Consider the following 18087-nt stretch of genomic DNA (forward strand, 5'->3'; position numbering starts at 1 on the left):
CGCAGACAAGACGTAGCCCCCTCTGGAGGACGCCGTGATTGCTCGACGACTCGTTCTTTCCGCTGCCCTGCTGTTCGCGCTGCCCGCCGCCGCGCAGAACGCGAAGATGTATTCGGTGAAGAAGGACGCCAGCTCCCTCACCTACAAGCTCATCCACAAGATGCACACCGTGTCCGGCAAGGCGCCCCCCAGCGAGGGCAAGGCCGTGCTGAAGCCGGACGGGACCCTGCAGGTGGCCGTGCGCGCGCAGGTGAAGGACTTCGACTCGCAGAACTCCAACCGCGACACGCACATGCTGGAGGTGACGGAGGCAGCGAAGTTCCCGCTGGTGGAGGTGAAGGCCGTGGGCTCCGGCGTGAAGCCGCCCGCCACCTTCCCGGGCTCCGTGCCGGTGACCCTCAAGGGCAAGCTCACCTTCCACGGCGTGACGAAGGACGTCGAAATCCCCATGACGGTGAAGTTCGACTCCGCGAAGCAGGTGACGGCGGACGGGTCCTTCAAGATCAGCCTGGAGGGCTACAACATCGAACGGCCCACGCTGCTGCTCGTGAAGGTGGAAGACGAGCTGGTGCTGGAGCCGCACCTCGTCTTCACGGAGGGCACGTGAGCTCGTCGCGCCGGGACTTCTTCAAGAAGCTGCTGGGAACGGGCGTGGTCGTCGCGGGCATCCCGCCCGCGTGCGCGCCCAACATCGACCCGTCGCCGGTGCTGGACGTGCCCGCGCCCGGCGCGGACGGCATCGTGTCGCTGGTGGTGCAGCGCTACCCGGACCTGTCGCGCGCGGGCGGCTCGGTGACGCTGCGCTTCCCGGGCGGCTCCGGGCAGGAGAACCTGCTGGTGGTGCACCCGTCCGCGGACACCTACGCGGTGCTGTCCGCCACGTGCACCCACGTGGGCTGCCCCATGGGCTTCGATGGGACGGAGGCCGTGTGCCCCTGCCACATCTCGAAGTTCAACGTCACGACGGGCGCGGTGACACAGGAGCCCGCCACGGTGCCGCTCAAGACGTACGTGGCCACGTACAACGCGGGCACGCAGGTGCTGAGCATCAACCTCAAGGCCGGCAGCGACAACTTCCCGTCGGTGGTCGACGGCAAGGTGACGCTCACCTTCGCGGAGTTCCCCGACCTGCAGAACGCGGGCGGCATGGTGAGCGGCAACCCCACCGGCTACGGCAAGACCATCTTCGTCTTCAAGCTGGAGGACGGGACCTACTCCGCCGTGGACTCCGTCTGCACGCACCAGGGCTGCGAGGTGGGCTTCGAGTCGAGCCTCGACGAGCTGCTCTGCCCGTGCCACGCGTCCGTGTTCAGCAAGACGGGCGTGGTCGAACCCGGGGGCGCGGCGACGGTGAACCTGAAGACGTTCTCCGTGACGGCGGACGCGTCCGGCGTGGTCGTCTCCATCGCCTGAGTAGGAAGGCCGGGACGGGAGGCGCTCCAGGCCTCCCGTCTCCTCGGCGCTGATCAGCGCAGCCGGCTCCAGAACGAGCGCCGGGACGAGATGCGCTCCAGCGCCTCCTGCAGCTCCTCGTCCTGGTCCGCGCGGCTGGCGATGTCCCCCAGCGCGATGATGCCCACGAGCCGGTCATCGGGCTCCACCACGGGGATGCGGCGCACCTGGCGGCGGCCCATCAGCTCGATGACGCCGTGCAGGTCCTCCTCCGGCAGCACCGCCTCCAGGTCCTCCGTCATCACGTCCGAGGCGCGCAGGCCGTCCACGGCGCGTTGGCCCGTGAAGGCGCGCAGCGCCAGGTCGCGGTCGGTGACGAGTCCCAGCAGGTGTCCTTCCGCGTCCACGATGGGCACCACGCCGCAGTCCTCGTCCCGCATCAACTGCGCCACCTCGCGCAGGGAGCTGTCGCGGCGGGCGGTGCGCACCTGGCGGGTCATGATGTCGCGCGCGGTGAGCGGCTCGCGCCTCCAGCGGCGGCGCGAGGACTCGGACGCGGTGGACGTGTCGCGGGAGGCGCGCAGCCTCGGGTCCAGGGGGAAGGTCTCCTCCCGCTGGGGCGCCAGCCGGTCGCGCAAGCGCGCGTCCTCGCGGGAAGCGGCGCGGGCGGGGCGGTCGCGCAACAGGGGCTCCTGGCCGCCGTAGCCGCTGCGGTCCCACTCGCGGTAGTCGGCGCGCTCGGCGGGCATCTCCTGGACGGTGTCCTCGCCCTGGGTGCGCCGGGGGCCCGCGCCATTGGCGTAGCGCGGGTCGCGGTCGTCGCGGCCATAGGGGCCGGTGGTGCCGCCGTCGCGCTCGCCCTCGCGGTCCTTGCGCCAGGTGCCGGTGTCGTCCACGTCCGTGCGCACGCGGCCCAGGCGCCACGCGGCGGCGCGGTGGAATCTCCCCTGCCGGTCGGCGGGCAGCTCGTCGCGCCCGGGGCTCCAACCGCTCACGTCGGACTCCGAGCGTTCGCGCGAGCCCGGCGGCGCCACGTCCGGTGAGCGGTGCGTGGCCATCGCGTCGGTGGGAGGCGTGGAGATGTCCGCGCGCCCCAGGTCATGCCTGCCGTTTCCGTTGCTGTAGTCCTTGGTGCCCATGTGCGTCGCAAGCCTCCTCGACTTGCGAACATGGGAAGCGGGCCCGGACGCGCAAAGCTCCAGCCGGCCAGGTGCGGCGCCGCTCGCCCGTCCGCCCTGGCGCGGAAGACACCCCGGGCGGGACCTCAGACGACGGTGAGCGCGTCCCCCAGGTGCACCAGCCCCCGGAAGTCCTCCAGGTCCGCGCCCGCGTCCGGCGCGGCGATGGCCAGCGCGCCCCGGGGCAGCCCTTCGGCCAGCCTCGCCAGGAGCGAGCGGTGGGCCTTCGCGCGCGCGTCCTCCACGCCCGCCAGGTGCTCCAGCGCGCTGACGGCGTCCGTGTCCGCGGCGTTGTTCGCGTGCGGCTTCAGCGCGGCGGCCGGGGCCAGGTCGTCATCCCGCGCCCAGCTGCGGTTGAGCACGTAGCCCGCGAAGGGCAGCCCCTTGGCCTGGAGCGCCTCCTGGAAGAAGGTGGCCTCGCGCAGCGCGGCGGCCTCCGGCGACGTGACGAGCAGGAACGCCGCGTCCTTCGACGACAGGTGCTCCCGCAGCCGGTCCGAGTGCAGGCGGATGCCGGCGAACAGGCCTCCGAAGGCGGCGACGAAGGTGCGCATCTCCTGCGCGAAGCCGCCGCCGAAGATGCCGTCCAGCACCTTGCCCACCAGCGCCTGCGCGCCCTGCCACAGCCGGCCCGTGCGGCCCGAGTCCGGACCGAAGAGGGAGATGATCCGCTCGTCCAGGAAGCGCGACAGCCGGCCCGGCGCGTCCAGGAAGTCCAGGGCGTGGCGGCTGGGCGGGGTGTCCAGGACGATGAGGTCGTAGTGGCCCTCCGCGATGAAGCCGTCCAGCGCCTCCGCGGCGGCGTACTCCTGCACGCCCGCGACCAGCTCCGACAGGAAGCGGTACAGGCGGTGCTCCAGGATGGTGCGCGCGGCGCTCTCCGTGGCGGACATCCGGCGCACCATGCGCTCGAAGACGATGCGCGGCTCCAGCATCCACACGTCCAGCCGGCCCTCGCCGCGTTTGCCGTCCGCGAACAGGCGCTCCGCGGGCACGGAGGTGGGCTCCGCGCCGTTCTCCTTCAGCCCCATGGCCTCCGCCAGCCGCCGCGCCGGGTCGATGGTGAGCACCAGCACCTTGCGCCCCGCTCTCGCCGCCGCCACGCCCAGCGCCGCCGCCGTCGTCGTCTTGCCCACGCCGCCCGCGCCGCACAGCACGAGGATCCGCTTGTCGCGCAGCATGCCGTCCAGGTTCATGGCGTGGCCTCCTGGCCGCCGTGGGTCGCGGCCCCTTCGAGTGTGGACTCCAGGAGCTCCGCCAGCCGCTCCACCAGCGCCATGCCCGTCAGCGCCAGCTCCGGCAGGCCCCAGTGGGGCACGCCCACGCCCGCCGCCAGCCGCTGCCGCGCCAGCCTCGCGCGCTCCAGCCGCTCCAGCGCCCGCTGCCCCCGGTGCGGCCCGTGCGTCTCCAACAGCCGCTCCAGCGCCGCGCGCGACTCCGGCGTGAAGGGGTCCTCCGGCATGCGGTTGAGCACCGCGGCGGACAGGGGCAGTCCCACGTCCTTCAGCTCGCCCACCAGCGCCAGCGTCTCGCTGACGGGCAGGGGCTCCGGCAGCGTGGTGACCACCACGCCCGTGCGCGCGGGGTCCTGGAGCAGGTCCAGCCCCTCGCGCACCGCGCGCCCCACGGGCCCGCCCGGCATCAGCGAGAGGATGCTCCGGGGCAGCGTGGCCAGCGCCAGCGCGTGGCCCGTGGCGGGCAGGTCCACCACCGTGAGCGGGTGCACCCGGCGGCCATCCGGGTGCGTGAGGCGCAGGAGCGCCAGGAGCTGGAACATCAGCCCCATCTCCTTGAGCGCGGGGCCGGCCTCCAGGAAGCGCCGCAGCGCCCGGGAGCGCAGCGCGGCCTCCGCCAGCCACTTCACGGGCAGGGTCTCCTCCAGGAAGAGCCGGTGGCCCTCCTGCGCGGACAGGCGCACGAAGGACAGGTTCGGCCCGGCCGGCACCACGCGCGGCCCGGCCTCCTTCACGCCCACCAGCCCCGCGAGCGTGGACGGGCCGCCCTCGTCCGGGGACAGCTCCGCCAGCAGCACCGGCCGGCCCGCGCGCGCCGCCGCCACCGCGAGCGCCGCGGAGAGCGTCGTCTTGCCCACGCCGCCCTTGCCCGACACGAGCACGGCGCGTCTGCTCCACAAGGACTCCAGCACCACGCTCCCATCCTCCGCGCCAGCGGCGCGACCCTTCACGGTGAGCAAGGAAGCGCGTTCCGACAACCGGCCGGAGATGCGCCCAGGGGCGGCCGTCCGTCTGGCCGCCCGCTCCACGAGCATAGCGGCTTTCCGCCCGCGCCCCGCAGGGGGCCTGCTTCGCGCTGACCCGCCCATGACACAACGGCCACACCTCCACGCCATGACGCGGCGTGCGAGGAATGACCCGGCCCGGAAGGACACGTGGCGTGCGCGCGTGCGTGACCCGGAGGGTTGGACGGGCGGATTCCCTCGGAAAAGGAGGGGTCACGGACTGGTGACGGGGGCCGGGTCTTGGTTACTCTGCGGCCCTCTGCGTGGGAGAGGGCATGGCGGTGCTGCGGGAGTGGGTCTTCGGGACACAGCGTGTCTCGCTGGAGGACTCCGACATCCTCTGGATCAAGGTCCGGGGAGCGTTTTCAGAGACGGACGTGCGGGCGCTGGTGGACGTGTTCCATGAGCTGGGGGCGAGCCCGGAGAAGCCCCTGTACCTCGTCGTGGACCTGAGCAGCTCCGAGGGGCTGTCGGTCGCGCCACGCAAGTACCTGGCCGAACACGTGAGCACCACGTGGTTCCGCGCGGCCGTCTTCTTCGGCGCCAAGCGCACGCACCGCGAGGTGCTGCGCGCGCTCGTGGTGGCGCTCAACTTCATCCGCGACACGAAGCTGCAGGCGGAGTTCCTGGACTCGGAGCCCCAGGCCCGCGCGTGGCTGGAGACCCACCGGCGCCGTCAGGACGCGGCGCCGCGCTGACGCGGTGTCCGGCCGTCCGTCAGTGGACGGCCCAGCGCTCGGCGATCTCCTCGCACGCGAGCACCACGTCGCCCAGCCGGCGGATGTGCGCGCGCGGCGCGACGAACAGCGAGCCGGCGAACACGTCCACCACCGTCATCAGCCGGTGGTCCGCCGGGCCCAGCCGGCACAGGTGCTGCTCCGCGAAGCGCTGCAACAGCGTTCCGATGTACTGGCCGCTGCGCTCGTCCAGCGGGTGCGTCTTGGAGAAGTAGAGCTTCATCAACCCCACGCGCGGGTTGCCCTGCTTGTCCAGCCGCTGCACCACCACCTCCGGGCGCACGCTGATGGTGACCCCGGCCATCTCCAGCACGGGCGGCTCCGCGCCCACCGCGCTGATGATGGCGTCGTCCAGGTCCAACCAGGGCACCAGGTCCGCGAAGCGCTCCAGTGCCTCCGAGCACAGTTGCATGCGCTGCGCCTCGAACTCCGTCTGCGGCACCGCGCAGGCGAACCTGCGCTGGGACTCCCGCAGCACGTTCAAATCCAGGCCCCGGCACAGGAAGTCCGTGATGGCCTGGGACGCCTCCGGATAGCGCAGGTACTGGGCCTCCGGCGGGTGCTTCTGGTCGTGGATGATGCGCTTGCGGCGGGCGGGCGTGGCCACCAGGTACTCGCCCAGCTTGTTCACCGAGACGCGCGGCAGTTCACGGGTTTCCGTCATGGTGTTTCCCCCTCAGAAAGGCTGTCGGAATGGGTACACAGTACAGAGGGGGTCTGACATCCAATGGACAGGGATTCCTTGTACGAAAGGGCAGGTTCGCGTCCAGGCCCTTCCCTGGGGTGGCGGGGTCCGGCGTAGGGTTCCTTCCAGAAGCCGGGGGGAGGACCGCATGGAGCAACAGATTCGCGAGTGGACGTGTGGCGCGCATCGGATCCGCATGACGGCGCCGGACGTGTTGCATACGAAGTACACGGGGCTGGTGGGGCTGCAGGACGCGAAGTGGGCGCTGCGCGTCTACGAGGAGATGGCGGCGCAGGGGCCGTTCTACCTGGTGGCGGAGGTGCCCGGGTCGGAGCTGCCCGCCGAGTCGCGCAAGTACCTGGCCAACAACGTGCGCGCGGAGTGGATGCGCTCGGTGGTGTACGTGGGGTCCGACCTCACACAGCGCGTGGTGGGCAAGGCCATGTCCGTGGCCATGCTGCTCACGGGCCACGCGGCCAGCTTCGACACGGTCTTCGTGGACACGATGGCTCAAGCGGATGCGTGGGTGGACGCGCACCGGTTGGATCACGCCCCGCGCCGCGTGGGCTGAGCGCCGCTGGCATCCGGGCATGACACAGGGCCAGGACGGGGCGGAGACGCCCGGTTCCTGGCCCTGGGTGTTTCCGGGCGCCGGGGCTTTCAGCGCTCGCGGTCTGGTATGCGGTCCGGGTGGCCGTAGCGGTACACGTCGGACACCGGATTGGTGCCCGCGTCGCTGCGAGGGCCGTCGCCGTCCGGCATGTCGTCGAGCGATGAGCCCGGGGCGCGCTCGCGCGGGTCGTAGGGATGCAGGCCGCTGGCATCGCGGAGGCGCAGGTCGCGGTCGTCGTCCCCGGTGCGCGGGCGGATGCCCTTCTCGTCGGCTTCGGTCAGCTCTCGGCGGGGCTTGCGCTCGTCGTCCTCCTCCTCGGTGGGGCGCGGTTTTGGATCCGCATGGGGCGCGGAGCCCTGGCCTTCGCGCGGCGGCTCGCCGCCCTCTCGGGGGGCTTTCGGACGCCCGTAGAAATCCTCGGCGGGCTGTGGGGGGACGGGATGCTTGTCGTTGCTGGCCATGAAGGATTCCCTCCGTCGGAGGAGGTTCGTCATCACCCCCGGTGTCCGGCAACCCGCTCCGGAAGCGCCCGCACGGGCCTGGAGGGCAGGCAGCCAGGCGTCAGGGCCCTCCCGTGAAGCGCGGGCTTCATGTCCTGAGGGCCACCGCTTCCGCTCAGGCTTCCTCATCGGGAAGGAGCGTCCGGAGCAACTCGTCGTCAGGACCGCGTGGACGCCAGCCCGCAGGAGGCGGATTGGCGAGGAGCACATCGCACACCTGCCGCACGCGCTCTTCATGGGTTTCTGGGGTGTACGCAGACCAGCGCCCAAGCGCCATTGCAACCTCGAAGCGGCTTGCGTCGTCCAAGATGGGCGGCCAACCGTTGGGGAGCCCCTCGGCGACTTCGCGCACGAGCACGTCGCGAACGAAGCGCGTGACCCGCTTGTGCTGCTCCGCCTCGTACAGCAAGCCGCTCAACACCTGCACCGCGGCAACGTCGTTGCCCAACTCGTCGGCCAGGACGTACAGCGGAACGGCAGGGCGCGCATCGGCGAAGGCGGTCAATGAGTCGTGGCCTCGCTCACGGACCCGTTCGTACAGGCGCGCCTTGATGTTGCCCTGCCATGCGCCTCCGTCGCTCATCGGCTACACCCCAGGTAAACGGCACTTGTTGGATCGTCCGGTCGCCGCTTCCGATCAGGCTTCTTCGTCGGGGAGGAGCGTTCGGAGAAGCTCGTCGTCGGGGCCGAGTGGACGCCAGCCAGCGGGGGGAGGGTTGGCGAGAAGCGCATCCCCTGCACGATCAACCCGCGCCCTGTGGGTTACTGGGGTGTAGGCGAACCATGACCCGAGCCCCATCGCAACCTCTCCACGGGTTGCATCGTCCAGCACGCCCGGCCAGCCATTCGGGAACCTCTCGGCCAACTCGCGCACGAGGACATCACGAACCAAGCGCGTGACCTGCTTGCGCTGCTCCGCCTCGTACATCAAGCCGCTTAGAATCTGCACCGCGGCAATGTCGTTGCCCAACTCGTCGGCCAGGACGTACAGCGGAACAGCAGGGCGCGCATCGGCAAAGGCAATGAGTGAGCCGAAGCCCCGTTCACGAACCCTCTCGTACAAGCGTGCCTTGATGTCGCCCTGCCAAGCCCCTCCACCGCTCATCGTCCTCTCACAGAAGTGAAGTTCATGGGGATTCGATAGTCCCGCATATGCCTCGCGACTTCCTTCAAGATCCCATCCCGCGTCAACAACCGGCCGGTTCTCGTCTCAGCCTGGAGTAGCGCGTCCATGATCATCCGATTCCACTCGCCGGGCCAAATGCGTCCCAGCTTCCAGTTTCCCCCACCGTGAATCGCCTCATGATCGGCCTGATCCAGCCGGACGCAAAAGTTGTCGATGTCCATGTCGCCCTTGAAGCCGCGCCGCTCGAACCACTCGCGGTGCTCCTGCGGCAGCACGTGGTGCTTGGGCGCATCCGACATGCCCGCCCCCGCTCTGCCCGTTACCTGCATCCCACGCACCTCCGGGCTGTCCCCCAGCGCGTCACGCACGCCCTTGGGCAGGTCCTGGTGCGCCTGGGCCATCGTGACCTGTCCGCCCTGAATGAGGACGGCCGCGCTGACGGCGGGGACGGAGATGACGCCCGCTTGCACGAGCCTTCGCATCATCTCCACCCACTCCGCGGAGACCACCAGCCGCGAGCCCACTACGACTCCGCCCGAACTCATCGCGAGGCCCACGCCCAGTGTCATGGGGGCCGAGGGTGGCACGCGCGGCATGGCCATCTTCATCGTGGAGATCATCGTGACCATCTCCACTGCCTGCATCGCTGCCATGACCTGCCCGCCGAACTTCAGGGTCGCGCGGGTTTCTCGCTGGAGCGTGTCGAACTCGCGCGTCAGCTTTCCCATCAACTCGGGCATCGCGGTCGTCGCCGCCTCCACCCGCTCCGGGTCCAGTGAGGCGAGGTCCGTGAGCGTGGGCTTTATCACCCCCTGCACGCGATGAAGGTCCACGAAGAGCTTCTCGGCGCTGCACATGGGGCAGTTTCGGAGCACGACGTCCGCGAGGTGCAGGAAGTCCACCCAGGCGGCCAGCAGGAGCGTTCCGAACTGCGCCGCCTGGAGCTTCGGCCCCGTCATGCGCAAGAGGCCCAACTCCATGTCCGTGTCGCCGACTTCCGAGGCCGCGGTCGTCAACGCGGTGGCGCTCCCCAGCGCGCCATGAAGCCACTTCACCTGCTTGGAGCCCTGGTCGAGGAAACGCGTGAAGATGTCGCCAGTCAGGCCCCATCCCCCGAGGTCAGGAGGACGGGCCGCCAGTTTGTTGAACGCGGCCTCGACTCCGCGCAGGGAGCCCTTCACGTCTTTCGTCGCGTCGAGGACTGCCTGCCGCGTCGATGCATTGCTCCGGCCCCTGCCCCCGATAGCGCCGGCTCCCACGGTGGTCACCTCGTCACGCGGCGGCTGGCGACGCAGGCGCCGTTGCTCGGACCCGGAGAAGGCGCGTGGGCGGAAGTCCTCATCGCCCGGAGTCTCCACCCACGCGGGCGAGGCATCCTCTCGCGGCGCATGGCTCAAGCTTCGGCCCCGCCCATGCGCTTGCGGCACGGAGGCGCATCCCGTGGCCATCAGAACCAGGGCCAGAAAGAGGATGTCAGCGCGCATCGCCCGCGAAACTACCAAACCGGAAGGAACAGGGCAGGCAGCCCGGTATCAGGGCGACACGAGGAGGATGCCCCCGGCGAGCGCGGGTGGCTCGTCATCGCCAATGGCGCGCACGTGGCTGTACCCAAGCTGGCCGGAGGTGTTGAAGCCCCAGCACAGGGCACGGCCAGAGGAGAGCACGGCGCACGTGTGCTGGCCGCCCGCGGTGACGGACGTGGCGGGTGCGCCGCCCACGTCGATGAAGGCGGTGCCGGGCGCGGAGAGGGAGCGCGTGTTGGCGTAGCCCAGCCGGCCCCGGGCGCCGTTGCCCCAGCACTGGAGCTGGCCGGACTCGAGCAGGGCGCAGGTGTGCTGCGCGCCCGCGGCGACCTGGACGGCGCGGAGGCCCGAGCCCAACGCCACGGACGTGAGGGGCGTGGCGTAGTCAGGGTTGCCGTTGCCTACCTGGCCGTAAGCGTTGGCGCCCCAGCAGCGCAGGGCGCCGGTGTCCAGCAGGGCGCAGGTGTGCTGGGTGCCCAGGGCCAGCTGCACGGCGGTGCCGCCCACGTCCACGTCACCGGCTGACGACGGCAACTCGGTGTCACCGACATCATCGTCACGGTTGTAACCCAGTTGTCCGTAGGCATTGGCGCCCCAGCAGCGGGGCCGGCCGGAGAAGAGCAGGGCGCACGTGTGGTCGCCGCCCGCGACCAGGTCCTGCACGGGCGCGCCGACGGGGACATCGGTGGTGGGCGGAGGCAGCGGGTCCGTGTGGCCCAGGCCCAGCTGCCCATGGGTGTTGTCGCCCCAGCAGCGCACGTGGCCGGAGGTGAGCAGCGCGCAGGTGTGATTGGAGCCCGCGGTGATGCGCAGCGCGCGGGCGCCACCCAGGTCGACGGTGCCCACGCTGGCGATGGGCTCGTCATCGCCAATGGTACGCGTGTGGCCCAGGCCGAGTTGGCCGGAGGCGTTGGCGCCCCAGCAGCGCACGCGGCCCGTGGAGAGCAGGGCGCAGGTGTGGCCCAGGCCGGTGGCCAGCTGCACGGCCTTCTCACCGGGAGCCAGGGGGACGGGGCCCTTGGACGCGGGAGTCTCATCGTCACCGACGTTGGCGGTGCCGGTGTAGCCGAGCCGGCCCTGCGCGCCGCTGCCGAAGCAGCGCACGGAGCCGTCGTTGAGCAGGGCGCAGGTGTGGCTGTCCCCGGCGACGAGCTGGGCGACGTCGGTGGGGCCGCCGGTCTGCAGGGGGGCGTCGGGGAACTGCTGCGCGCCCAGGCGGTAGGTGGCGGTGGTGCGGGCCCCGGCGGCGTCGGTGACCTGGAGGGACAGCCGGCCCTGGAGCGAGGGCGCGTAGTGCTGGAGGACGGTGGGGTTGGCCTGGGTGGTGAAGCCTGGCGACGGCGTGACGGGCGCGTCCGGGATGAAGCTCCACGCGTAGTCGAGCGTCTGGGACGGCTGATCATCCGACACGGAGGCGGACCACGCGACGTCGGAGGTGCCCGTGAGGCGGGACGCGGCCAGGCCCTTGATGACGGGCGCGAAGAGGATGCGCACGGTGGTGCCCAGCGAGTCCGTGGACCGGTCCGCCGGGAGCACGCGCGTGACGAACGTGGTGCTGACCGAGTGCCCCGCCGGGTTCGTGACGGTGAGCGAGTGCGTGTAGTCGGTGGGGCTGGGAACGCCGAACGGGGGCAGGTAGCGGGCGACGAAGGCGCCGGAGGTCCCGGTGAGCGTGAAGGTCCCGCTGGAGGGAACGAAGGAGCCGCCGTTGCTCGCGGCGGTGAGCGCGAAGGTGAGGGCCTCGCCGGAGGTGGCCTCGACGAAGAAGGTGACGGTGGCGGGCTGCCCGAAGACGAGCTCGCCGGGAAGCTGGATGCGGGGGATGCGCGGCAGGGTGATGGGCGCGCCGTCGTTGGTGGGCGCCAGCGTGATGGCCACGGACTCGCGGTCCGCGATGAGCGTCTGCGTGGTGCCGCCCTGGAAGAGGAGCGCGCTGTTGCCGTCGTACGCCCGCGCGATGAACGTGAGGGCTTGATGGCGGGGCAGGGACGGCATCGTGCCGGACCACCCGGCGGGGGAGGGCACCAGGTCGAAGTTGTTGAACAGCGCGCTGTGGCTGCCAGCGTCCTCCACGTCGACGCGGATGCGCGCCACGTCCGCGAAGGAGAAGCCCATCGCTCGCCGTGTCTGGGATTGGGAGCCGGTGCTGTCCGCGGCGATGGTGAACGTCACGGCGGAGGTGCGCAGCGCGGGCGTGTCACCCGTGGGCGCGGAGGTGCACGCGGCGGTGAGAGACAGCAGCAGCGCGACGGCAATGGGCTTCGTCATGGCATGGGTCGGTGAGGCGGGCGCCTCGGCACTCCAGGCGCCCGCCTCAGAAGGCACTGCGGTTACGGCGCGGGGACGGCCGGCGGCGTGATGGAGATGTTTCCGCCGGTGCTGGCCGAGTTGGTCGCGCCGATGGTGGCCGTGTTTCCGTAGCCCAGCGCGCCCAGCGCGCCGTAGCCCCAGCAGCGGGCCGCGCCCGTCGACAGCAGCACGCAGGTGTGGTTCTCACCCGCGGTGAGCTGGTAGGCGGTGGAGCCGTCCAGGTCCACGGCCTGGGTGGGCACGGTCGTGGACGAAGGCGGGTTGGGACCCAGGCCCAGCCGGCCGTTGGCGTTGGCGCCCCAGCACTTCACGCTGCCGTTGGAGAGCAGCGCGCAGGTGTGGTCATAGCCGGTGGCGATCTGCAGGGCCGTGGCGCCGCCCAGGTTGACGGTGACCGACTGCGCCAGCATGCGGTAGGTGCAGCCGTAGGGCGACCAGTCGCGGCAGCTGCTGTTGTTGGTGGAGTCCGTGGTGGACACCGTGGCGCCGAGCTGGCCGTTGTTGCTGGCGCCCCAGCACTGCACCGCGCCCGTCTTGGTCTGCACGCAGGTGTGGTAGGCGCCCGCGCTGAGCTGCGCCACTTCGCCGACGTACACGGGGGTCTGCGTGCTCGGGTCGGACACCTGGTTCGTATGGGCGTAGCCCAGCTGACCGGCGGCGTTGCGGCCCCAGCACAGGATGCGGCCCGTTTCGAGCAGCGCGCAGGTATGGTTGAAGCCGGCCACGATGTCCTTGGCTTTGACACCCGCGCCCAGGTTCACGTCGCCCTTGGTGAGGGGCTGCTCATCGTCGCCGACGTTGAGGTTGTTTCCGTAGCCGAGCTGACCGAAGTAGTTGTTGCCCCAGCAGCGCACCTTGCCCGTGTGCATCAGCGCGCAGGTGTGGTTGCCGCCCGCCGCGAGCTTCGTCGCGCCGCCACCGAGGACGACGTAGCCGGCCCCGGTGATGTCGTCCGCGGCGCCCACGTCCGCCGTGTTGCCGTACCCCAGCTGACCCGACTCGCCACGGCCCCAGCAGCGCACCAGGCCCGTCTTCAGCAGGGCGCAGGTGTGGTTCGCGCCCAGCGCGATCTTGGAGCCTTCTCCGGCCAGCTTCACCGCCAGCTTCTCGGAGGGCTTCTCGGTGTCGCCCACGTTCTGGGAGTCACCCAGGCCCAGCTGGCCGTAGAAGTTGTAACCCCAGCAGCGCAGCGAGCCGTCATTGAGCAGCGCGCACGTGTGGTTCTGTCCGGCGCGCAGCGTGTTCACGCCGGTGATTTCGCCCTCGGCGACAGGGGCGTCGGGGAACTGGTCGGGCGTCAGCACGTACTTCAGGGTGGTGATGCCGTTGTCCGGGTCCGTGACCTTGAGGCTGAGGGTGCCCTGCAGGGACGACGTGTAGTGCTGCAGGGTGGAGGGGTTCGTCTCGCCGGTGAAGGCGGGCAGCGGATCCGGCAGGGTGCTGCCAGAGGGCGTGAAGTCCCAGGCGTAGGTGAGGGTCGTCGAGGGGCTGTCGTCGCTCACCTTCGCGGTGAAGAGGACGTTGGCGCTCATGTCGCCTTCGGCATCGCGCAGGCGCTGACCGTCGAGCCCCTGGATGACAGGGTTGAAGAGCACCGTCACGGAGGTGTCCACGCCGCTGCTCGTCTCCCGGGGCTGGACGGTGGTGGTGAAGGTGGTGGTGACGGAGTGGCCCGCCTCGTTCTTCACCGTGACCGTGTGGTGGAAGACGGTGGTGTCCTGGACGTCTTCGGGCGGGGTGTAGAGGCTGACGAAGGCGCCGCTGGTCGCCAGCAGGGTGATGTCGCCCGACTGCGGCGTGAAGGTGCCGCTCCCCGTCTCGGGGGTGATGGTGTAGTGCAGCTTCTCCCCCGTGGAGGCGGCGACGGCGAAGGTGAGGTTGCCGCTCTGCCCGGCCGCGAACGCCCTGGGAATGCTGATGCGCTCGATGCGGGGCAGCTTGATGACAGCGCCCTCGGTGGCGGGCGACAGGGGGATGGTGAGCGTCTCGAAGTCCTGCGTGAGGGTGACGTCGAGCGTGCCCTCGAAGATGGGCGTCGTGGCGGCGGTGGTGTCGCTGTAGGCCTGCGCGAAGAAGGTGAGCGCCACGCCCTTGGGGAGGAAGGGCAGGGTGCCGGCCCACTTCTGGGTGGTCTCGTTCTGGAGCAGGTCGAAGTTGACGAAGAGGGGCTCGTTCGCGGACTTGCTCTTCTCCCAGACGGTGACGCGCAGGCGCTTGACGTCATTGTGGGAGAAATCCATCGCGGAGACGCGGCCCTTCTGCGCCGCCGCCCAGAAGTCCCCGGACCCCATCGCCAGCGTGACCTGCGACTGCGTCTGCTCCGCGGGCGCGGAGGGCGCCCCGGTGCCGGAGCTACATGCGGCCATCCACGGCGAGGACAGCGACAGCAAGAGCGCGCCCAGCATGCCGCGCGACCGGAACCAACGGGGGGACGTTCTCTTCACGAAGGCACTCCTTGGGAAGACGAAGACAGGGAAAGAGCCAATGACTCACAGCGGGCACACGCCAGCCTCACGCGTCCCCGGAGGAGCCCGGAGACACGTTTCCCGTGCCGCGCTCGGAGCGAGCACGGCCGGGGGACGTCATCGAAAACGGAGGGAATGGACAGGCCTACGCCGACCCGGGGGGACCTCCCGGCCCTCGGCGTATGTCTGGACTACAGCTGGAAATGCAAATCACAGTGCCAGCGGGTGAAAATGCTGTCACCCCTTTTATTGGTTCCTGTGAAAGTCTGTCAATGTCTGGGTTTGCGCTGACTGGCGGGTAGAACGCGTGTCAGTCGCGGCGGACCCGCGCGGTGACAGGAATTGTCATCCCCGTCGGAACCCCACCTGGAGGAACGGGCCGGCCGGGTGACGCAGTGGGTTGCTGACTGGAATAATTCAAGCAACTCACGGAAGCTTCGCGAAACACTGCAATGCCTTGCGGCTCGCGCTAAATCCGGAAAAGACAGTCATGGCCGCCATCCGGCACCCCGCTGGTCCCACAGGACTCGGGTAGCCGGAGTCCCAGATACCGCGCTCACACCGGCTGGTGGCCGTCGTCGTCGTCCTCGAAGGCGTCTCCCGGCGCCTCCTCGTCCGGGCTGGCCAGCTCGTCCAGGTCCTCGACCAGGTCCTGGGGCAGGGGTTCGTCATTCAGGTCCGGCGTCACGTCGTCGCCCCCGAGGAACGGCGGCGGGCCCTCCAGGCTCGTGGGCCCGGCGGCCTCGGACGCCATCGCGGCCTCCTCGGCGGTGAGCTCCTCCGGGTGCAGCCCGCCCTCCAGCAGCTCCGCCTGGTTGCGCCGGCCCGTGGCCTCCCGGGCCGCCTCCGCCACCTCCTCCGCCGCGGCCTGCCGCCCGTACGCGGGCGCATGGTCGCGCAGCCACTCCCTCAGGGCCGCCGCCAGCTCCGCCGCCGTGCCGAAGCGGTCCGCCGGGGACTGACGCAGCGCCCGCACCACCACCGCGCGCAGCCCCTCCGGCACCTCGCGCGCCATGTGCTCCACCTGCCCGGGCCCCACCAGCGCCATCCGCGCCGCCACCTCCGTCAGGGGCATCCACGTGGGCCCCTGCGCCTGCACCAGCGGCAGGTCCGGCGGGGGCGGGAGCGCCACGTCCCCCTCCTGCGCCAGCGGGTGCGTCCCCGTCAGCACCTCCAGCAGCACCAGCCCCAGCGAGAACAGGTCGCTGCGCGCGTCCACCGGCTCGCGCCGCAGCGCCTCTGGCGAGGCGTACGCCACGTCCCCCTTCACCAGCGGACGGCTGGTGATCTCCCGCCCCGGCAGCGTGGAGTACGCGGCGGTGAAGTTCGTGAGCTTCACCTCGCCGTGCACGCCCAGGCGCAGGTTCCGGGGGCTCACGTCCCGGTGCACGATGCCCAGCGGCCGGTTCCACTCGTCCCGCAGCGTGTGCGCGTGGTGCAGCGCCTCCGCCACCTCGGAGACGACCCACGCGCCGAAGGCCGGGGACATGGGCTTGCGCCGCATGGCCACCAGGTTGAACACCGTGTCCAGCGACCGGCCCTCCACGTACTCCATCACCACGTGCGGCACGCCCCGGTACGCCTTCAGGTGGTAGACCTTCGCGATGCCCGGGTGGTTGAGCCGGAACGTCAGCTCCACCTCCTCCACCAGCCGCCGCCGCTCCACGAAGCCAGACGGGTTGCGCAGCCGCTTGATGACCACCGGGCCGCCCAGCCCGCCCCGGTAGCGCCGCCGCGCCAGCATCAGCAGCTCCCCGGTGGAGCGCACCTCCAGCTTGCGGACGAACTCGAAGGCCGTGCCTCCCACCGTGAACAGCACGCGCGGCCGGCGGGGCATGCCGGGGTTCTCCTCCGTCGTCGTATCGGGCGTCTTCATGTCCTGCCTTCCTACCTCTCAGGTGGAGCGGGAATCGCTCCACCCCGCAGGTAGCACAAACCCTGTCGTGGGGAAAACCTCCAGGGTCGTGCGCAAGGCGGTCAACCCAGCGGGTTCATCCGTCCCGGCGCAATCCCAGACGCCGGAGCCACCGCTCCCACCGCCGCCGCCACGCCAGCCGCCGGGCCACGAACCAGGGCATGGGCGGGGGCAGGGGCGCGGCCAGCCCCAGTGACGGGCCGGGCGGGGGCGGCACGGGCGGCGTGGACGCGCTGGAGTGGGGCGCGGCGCCCGGGAGGCGCCGCTCATAGGCGCGGGCCCAGCGGCGCAGCTCACGCGCCTCCTCGTTGCCGTCGAAGTACGCGTCGGACTCCTCCGTGACGGCCTCGTGGGGCGGCGGTGCGTTGAACAGCGGCGTGTCCCAGCTGTCCGGGGCGCGCTCCAGCGCCGCGCTCAGGTCGGCGTAGAGGTCCGCGCCCATCTGGTAGCGCTGGCTGGCGTCCTGGCGCAGCAGCCGCTCGCAGATGTCATTGAGGGCGCGGGGCACGCGCGGGTTGATGGAGCGCGCGGCCCGCCCCTTGATGCTCTGGATTCCGCCCAGCAGCGCCGCGGCCGGCAGGTCCGGGGGATAGGGGAAGTCCCCGGTGAGCACCTGGAAGAGCGTGAGCCCCAGCGAATAGAGGTCGTCCGTGGGCTGGTAGACGTAGCGGGACATGCCCTTGGGGTTGTTCAGCCAGTAGCGCAAGAGCTCCGGGCTGCGGTAGCTGGGCGTGCCCGGCGGCGGACGCCCGTCCGTGATGGCCGGGGCGCAGGCGTGGTCGCTGGAGCCGAAGTCCACCAGCACCGGCCGCGCGTCCGACGCGCGCACGATGATGTTGTTGCCCTTGATGTCGCGGTGCCGCACGCCCGCGCGGTGGATGAAGTCCAGCGTCAGCGCCAGCTCCGAGAACAGCCGCGCCACCTGCCGCGCCGTGGGCTTCGCCCCCACCGCCCAGTCGGACAGCGTGGGACCCTCCACGTAGTCCATGACCAGGAACAGGTAGCCCGTGCGCGGGTGCGGCCAGCGGTGGTAGCCGCGCAACGCCACCACGTTGGGGTGGGTCATGCGGTGCAGCACGCTCACCTCCTTGAGCGTGCGCGCGTCCACCTGCGAGCCGTCCTCGGAGTCCTGCGGCCCCTGGAGCGCGAACTTCAGCGCCACGTGGAAGCCCCCGGTCTCCGCCAGGAACACGGTGCCGTAGCCCCCCGTGGCCAGGCGCTTCAACAGACGGAAGCTGCCCACCACCTCCTGGGGCTGGAGCAGCAGCGGATGTCCTCCCTCCAGGCTCATCGCGGGGTGCCTCCTACGCCCTGGGGATGCCGGGCTGCTTCTGGATGTGGGGAGTCCAATCGGAGAGCGAGAACGTGGCTGGGAGGATGCATGCGCGCAAGGAATGATGAGAC

At 70.8% G+C, this 18087-nt stretch carries 16 protein-coding genes; 4 read left to right on the top strand and 12 right to left on the bottom strand.

The window, feature by feature from the left end:
- Positions 1-34 precede the first annotated feature (34 nt).
- On the top strand, positions 35-607 hold the full coding sequence (locus JYJ93_RS03890) for a YceI family protein (protein ID WP_206786645.1): 573 nt from the start codon (positions 35-37) through the stop codon (positions 605-607).
- Positions 604-1413: a Rieske (2Fe-2S) protein gene (locus tag JYJ93_RS03895; RefSeq protein ID WP_206786647.1), complete on the top strand. Its 810-nt coding sequence runs from the start codon at positions 604-606 to the stop codon at positions 1411-1413. Before JYJ93_RS03890 ends, JYJ93_RS03895 begins: the two co-directional genes overlap by 4 nt.
- A 53-nt stretch (positions 1414-1466) precedes the next feature.
- Here JYJ93_RS03895 and JYJ93_RS03900 read toward each other — a convergent pair whose 3' ends face one another.
- The 3 genes from JYJ93_RS03900 to JYJ93_RS03910 all read right to left on the bottom strand — a co-directional run bounded on the left by JYJ93_RS03900 (position 1467) and on the right by JYJ93_RS03910 (position 4716).
- A complete protein-coding gene (locus tag JYJ93_RS03900) occupies positions 1467-2531 on the bottom strand; it encodes a CBS domain-containing protein (RefSeq protein WP_206786649.1) in 1065 nt (354 codons plus the stop codon).
- A 125-nt stretch (positions 2532-2656) separates the two neighbouring features.
- Positions 2657-3766, bottom strand: a complete 1110-nt coding sequence (locus tag JYJ93_RS03905) for an ArsA-related P-loop ATPase (RefSeq protein WP_206786651.1) — start codon at positions 3764-3766, stop codon at positions 2657-2659.
- Complete coding sequence (locus tag JYJ93_RS03910) at positions 3763-4716, bottom strand: ArsA-related P-loop ATPase (protein ID WP_330166779.1); 954 nt, start codon at positions 4714-4716, stop codon at positions 3763-3765. The genes JYJ93_RS03905 and JYJ93_RS03910 overlap by 4 nt, the downstream gene beginning before the upstream one ends.
- Positions 4717-5084: 368 nt before the next feature.
- Between JYJ93_RS03910 and JYJ93_RS03915 the strand changes: the two genes are divergently transcribed.
- Positions 5085-5507 carry an STAS/SEC14 domain-containing protein gene (locus JYJ93_RS03915; RefSeq protein ID WP_206786653.1) on the top strand — a complete coding sequence of 141 codons (423 nt, stop codon included), beginning with the start codon at positions 5085-5087 and terminating at the stop codon, positions 5505-5507.
- A gap of 19 nt (positions 5508-5526) precedes the next feature.
- Here the strand turns inward: JYJ93_RS03915 and JYJ93_RS03920 are convergent, their stop codons facing one another.
- The gene (locus tag JYJ93_RS03920; RefSeq protein WP_128800138.1) at positions 5527-6210 is read right to left on the bottom strand and encodes a hypothetical protein; all 684 of its coding nucleotides are present in this window, start codon (positions 6208-6210) and stop codon (positions 5527-5529) included.
- 169 nt (positions 6211-6379) lie between these two features.
- Between JYJ93_RS03920 and JYJ93_RS03925 the strand changes: the two genes are divergently transcribed.
- Entirely contained in the window at positions 6380-6802 is a 423-nt protein-coding gene (locus JYJ93_RS03925; RefSeq protein WP_206786655.1) for an STAS/SEC14 domain-containing protein, read from the top strand.
- An 89-nt stretch (positions 6803-6891) separates the two neighbouring features.
- Here JYJ93_RS03925 and JYJ93_RS03930 read toward each other — a convergent pair whose 3' ends face one another.
- The 8 genes from JYJ93_RS03930 to JYJ93_RS03965 form a co-directional block, all read right to left on the bottom strand.
- Positions 6892-7305, bottom strand: coding sequence for a hypothetical protein (locus JYJ93_RS03930; protein ID WP_242543660.1), 414 nt, complete (start codon positions 7303-7305; stop codon positions 6892-6894).
- A gap of 154 nt (positions 7306-7459) precedes the next feature.
- Entirely contained in the window at positions 7460-7927 is a 468-nt protein-coding gene (locus JYJ93_RS03935) for an NUDIX hydrolase (RefSeq protein WP_206786659.1), read from the bottom strand.
- Positions 7928-7981: 54 nt separating this feature from the next.
- On the bottom strand, positions 7982-8449 hold the full coding sequence (locus JYJ93_RS03940; protein ID WP_206786662.1) for an NUDIX hydrolase: 468 nt from the start codon (positions 8447-8449) through the stop codon (positions 7982-7984).
- Positions 8446-9651, bottom strand: a complete 1206-nt coding sequence (locus JYJ93_RS03945) for a DUF2380 domain-containing protein (RefSeq protein ID WP_330166764.1) — start codon at positions 9649-9651, stop codon at positions 8446-8448. Before JYJ93_RS03945 ends, JYJ93_RS03940 begins: the two co-directional genes overlap by 4 nt.
- Before the next feature lie 351 nt (positions 9652-10002).
- Positions 10003-12261, bottom strand: coding sequence for an RTX toxin (locus JYJ93_RS03950; protein WP_206786666.1), 2259 nt, complete (start codon positions 12259-12261; stop codon positions 10003-10005).
- Between the two features lie 62 nt (positions 12262-12323).
- Complete coding sequence (locus JYJ93_RS03955) at positions 12324-14747, bottom strand: RCC1 domain-containing protein (protein WP_269012900.1); 2424 nt, start codon at positions 14745-14747, stop codon at positions 12324-12326.
- A 577-nt stretch (positions 14748-15324) separates the two neighbouring features.
- Positions 15325-16644: a serine/threonine-protein kinase gene (locus tag JYJ93_RS03960; RefSeq protein WP_206786669.1), complete on the bottom strand. Its 1320-nt coding sequence runs from the start codon at positions 16642-16644 to the stop codon at positions 15325-15327.
- Between the two features lie 115 nt (positions 16645-16759).
- On the bottom strand, positions 16760-17974 hold the full coding sequence (locus JYJ93_RS03965) for a serine/threonine-protein kinase (RefSeq protein WP_206786671.1): 1215 nt from the start codon (positions 17972-17974) through the stop codon (positions 16760-16762).
- Positions 17975-18087: the final 113 nt, after the last annotated feature.

The sequence above is a fragment of the Corallococcus sp. NCSPR001 genome, assembly GCF_017309135.1.
Classification (GTDB): domain Bacteria; phylum Myxococcota; class Myxococcia; order Myxococcales; family Myxococcaceae; genus Corallococcus.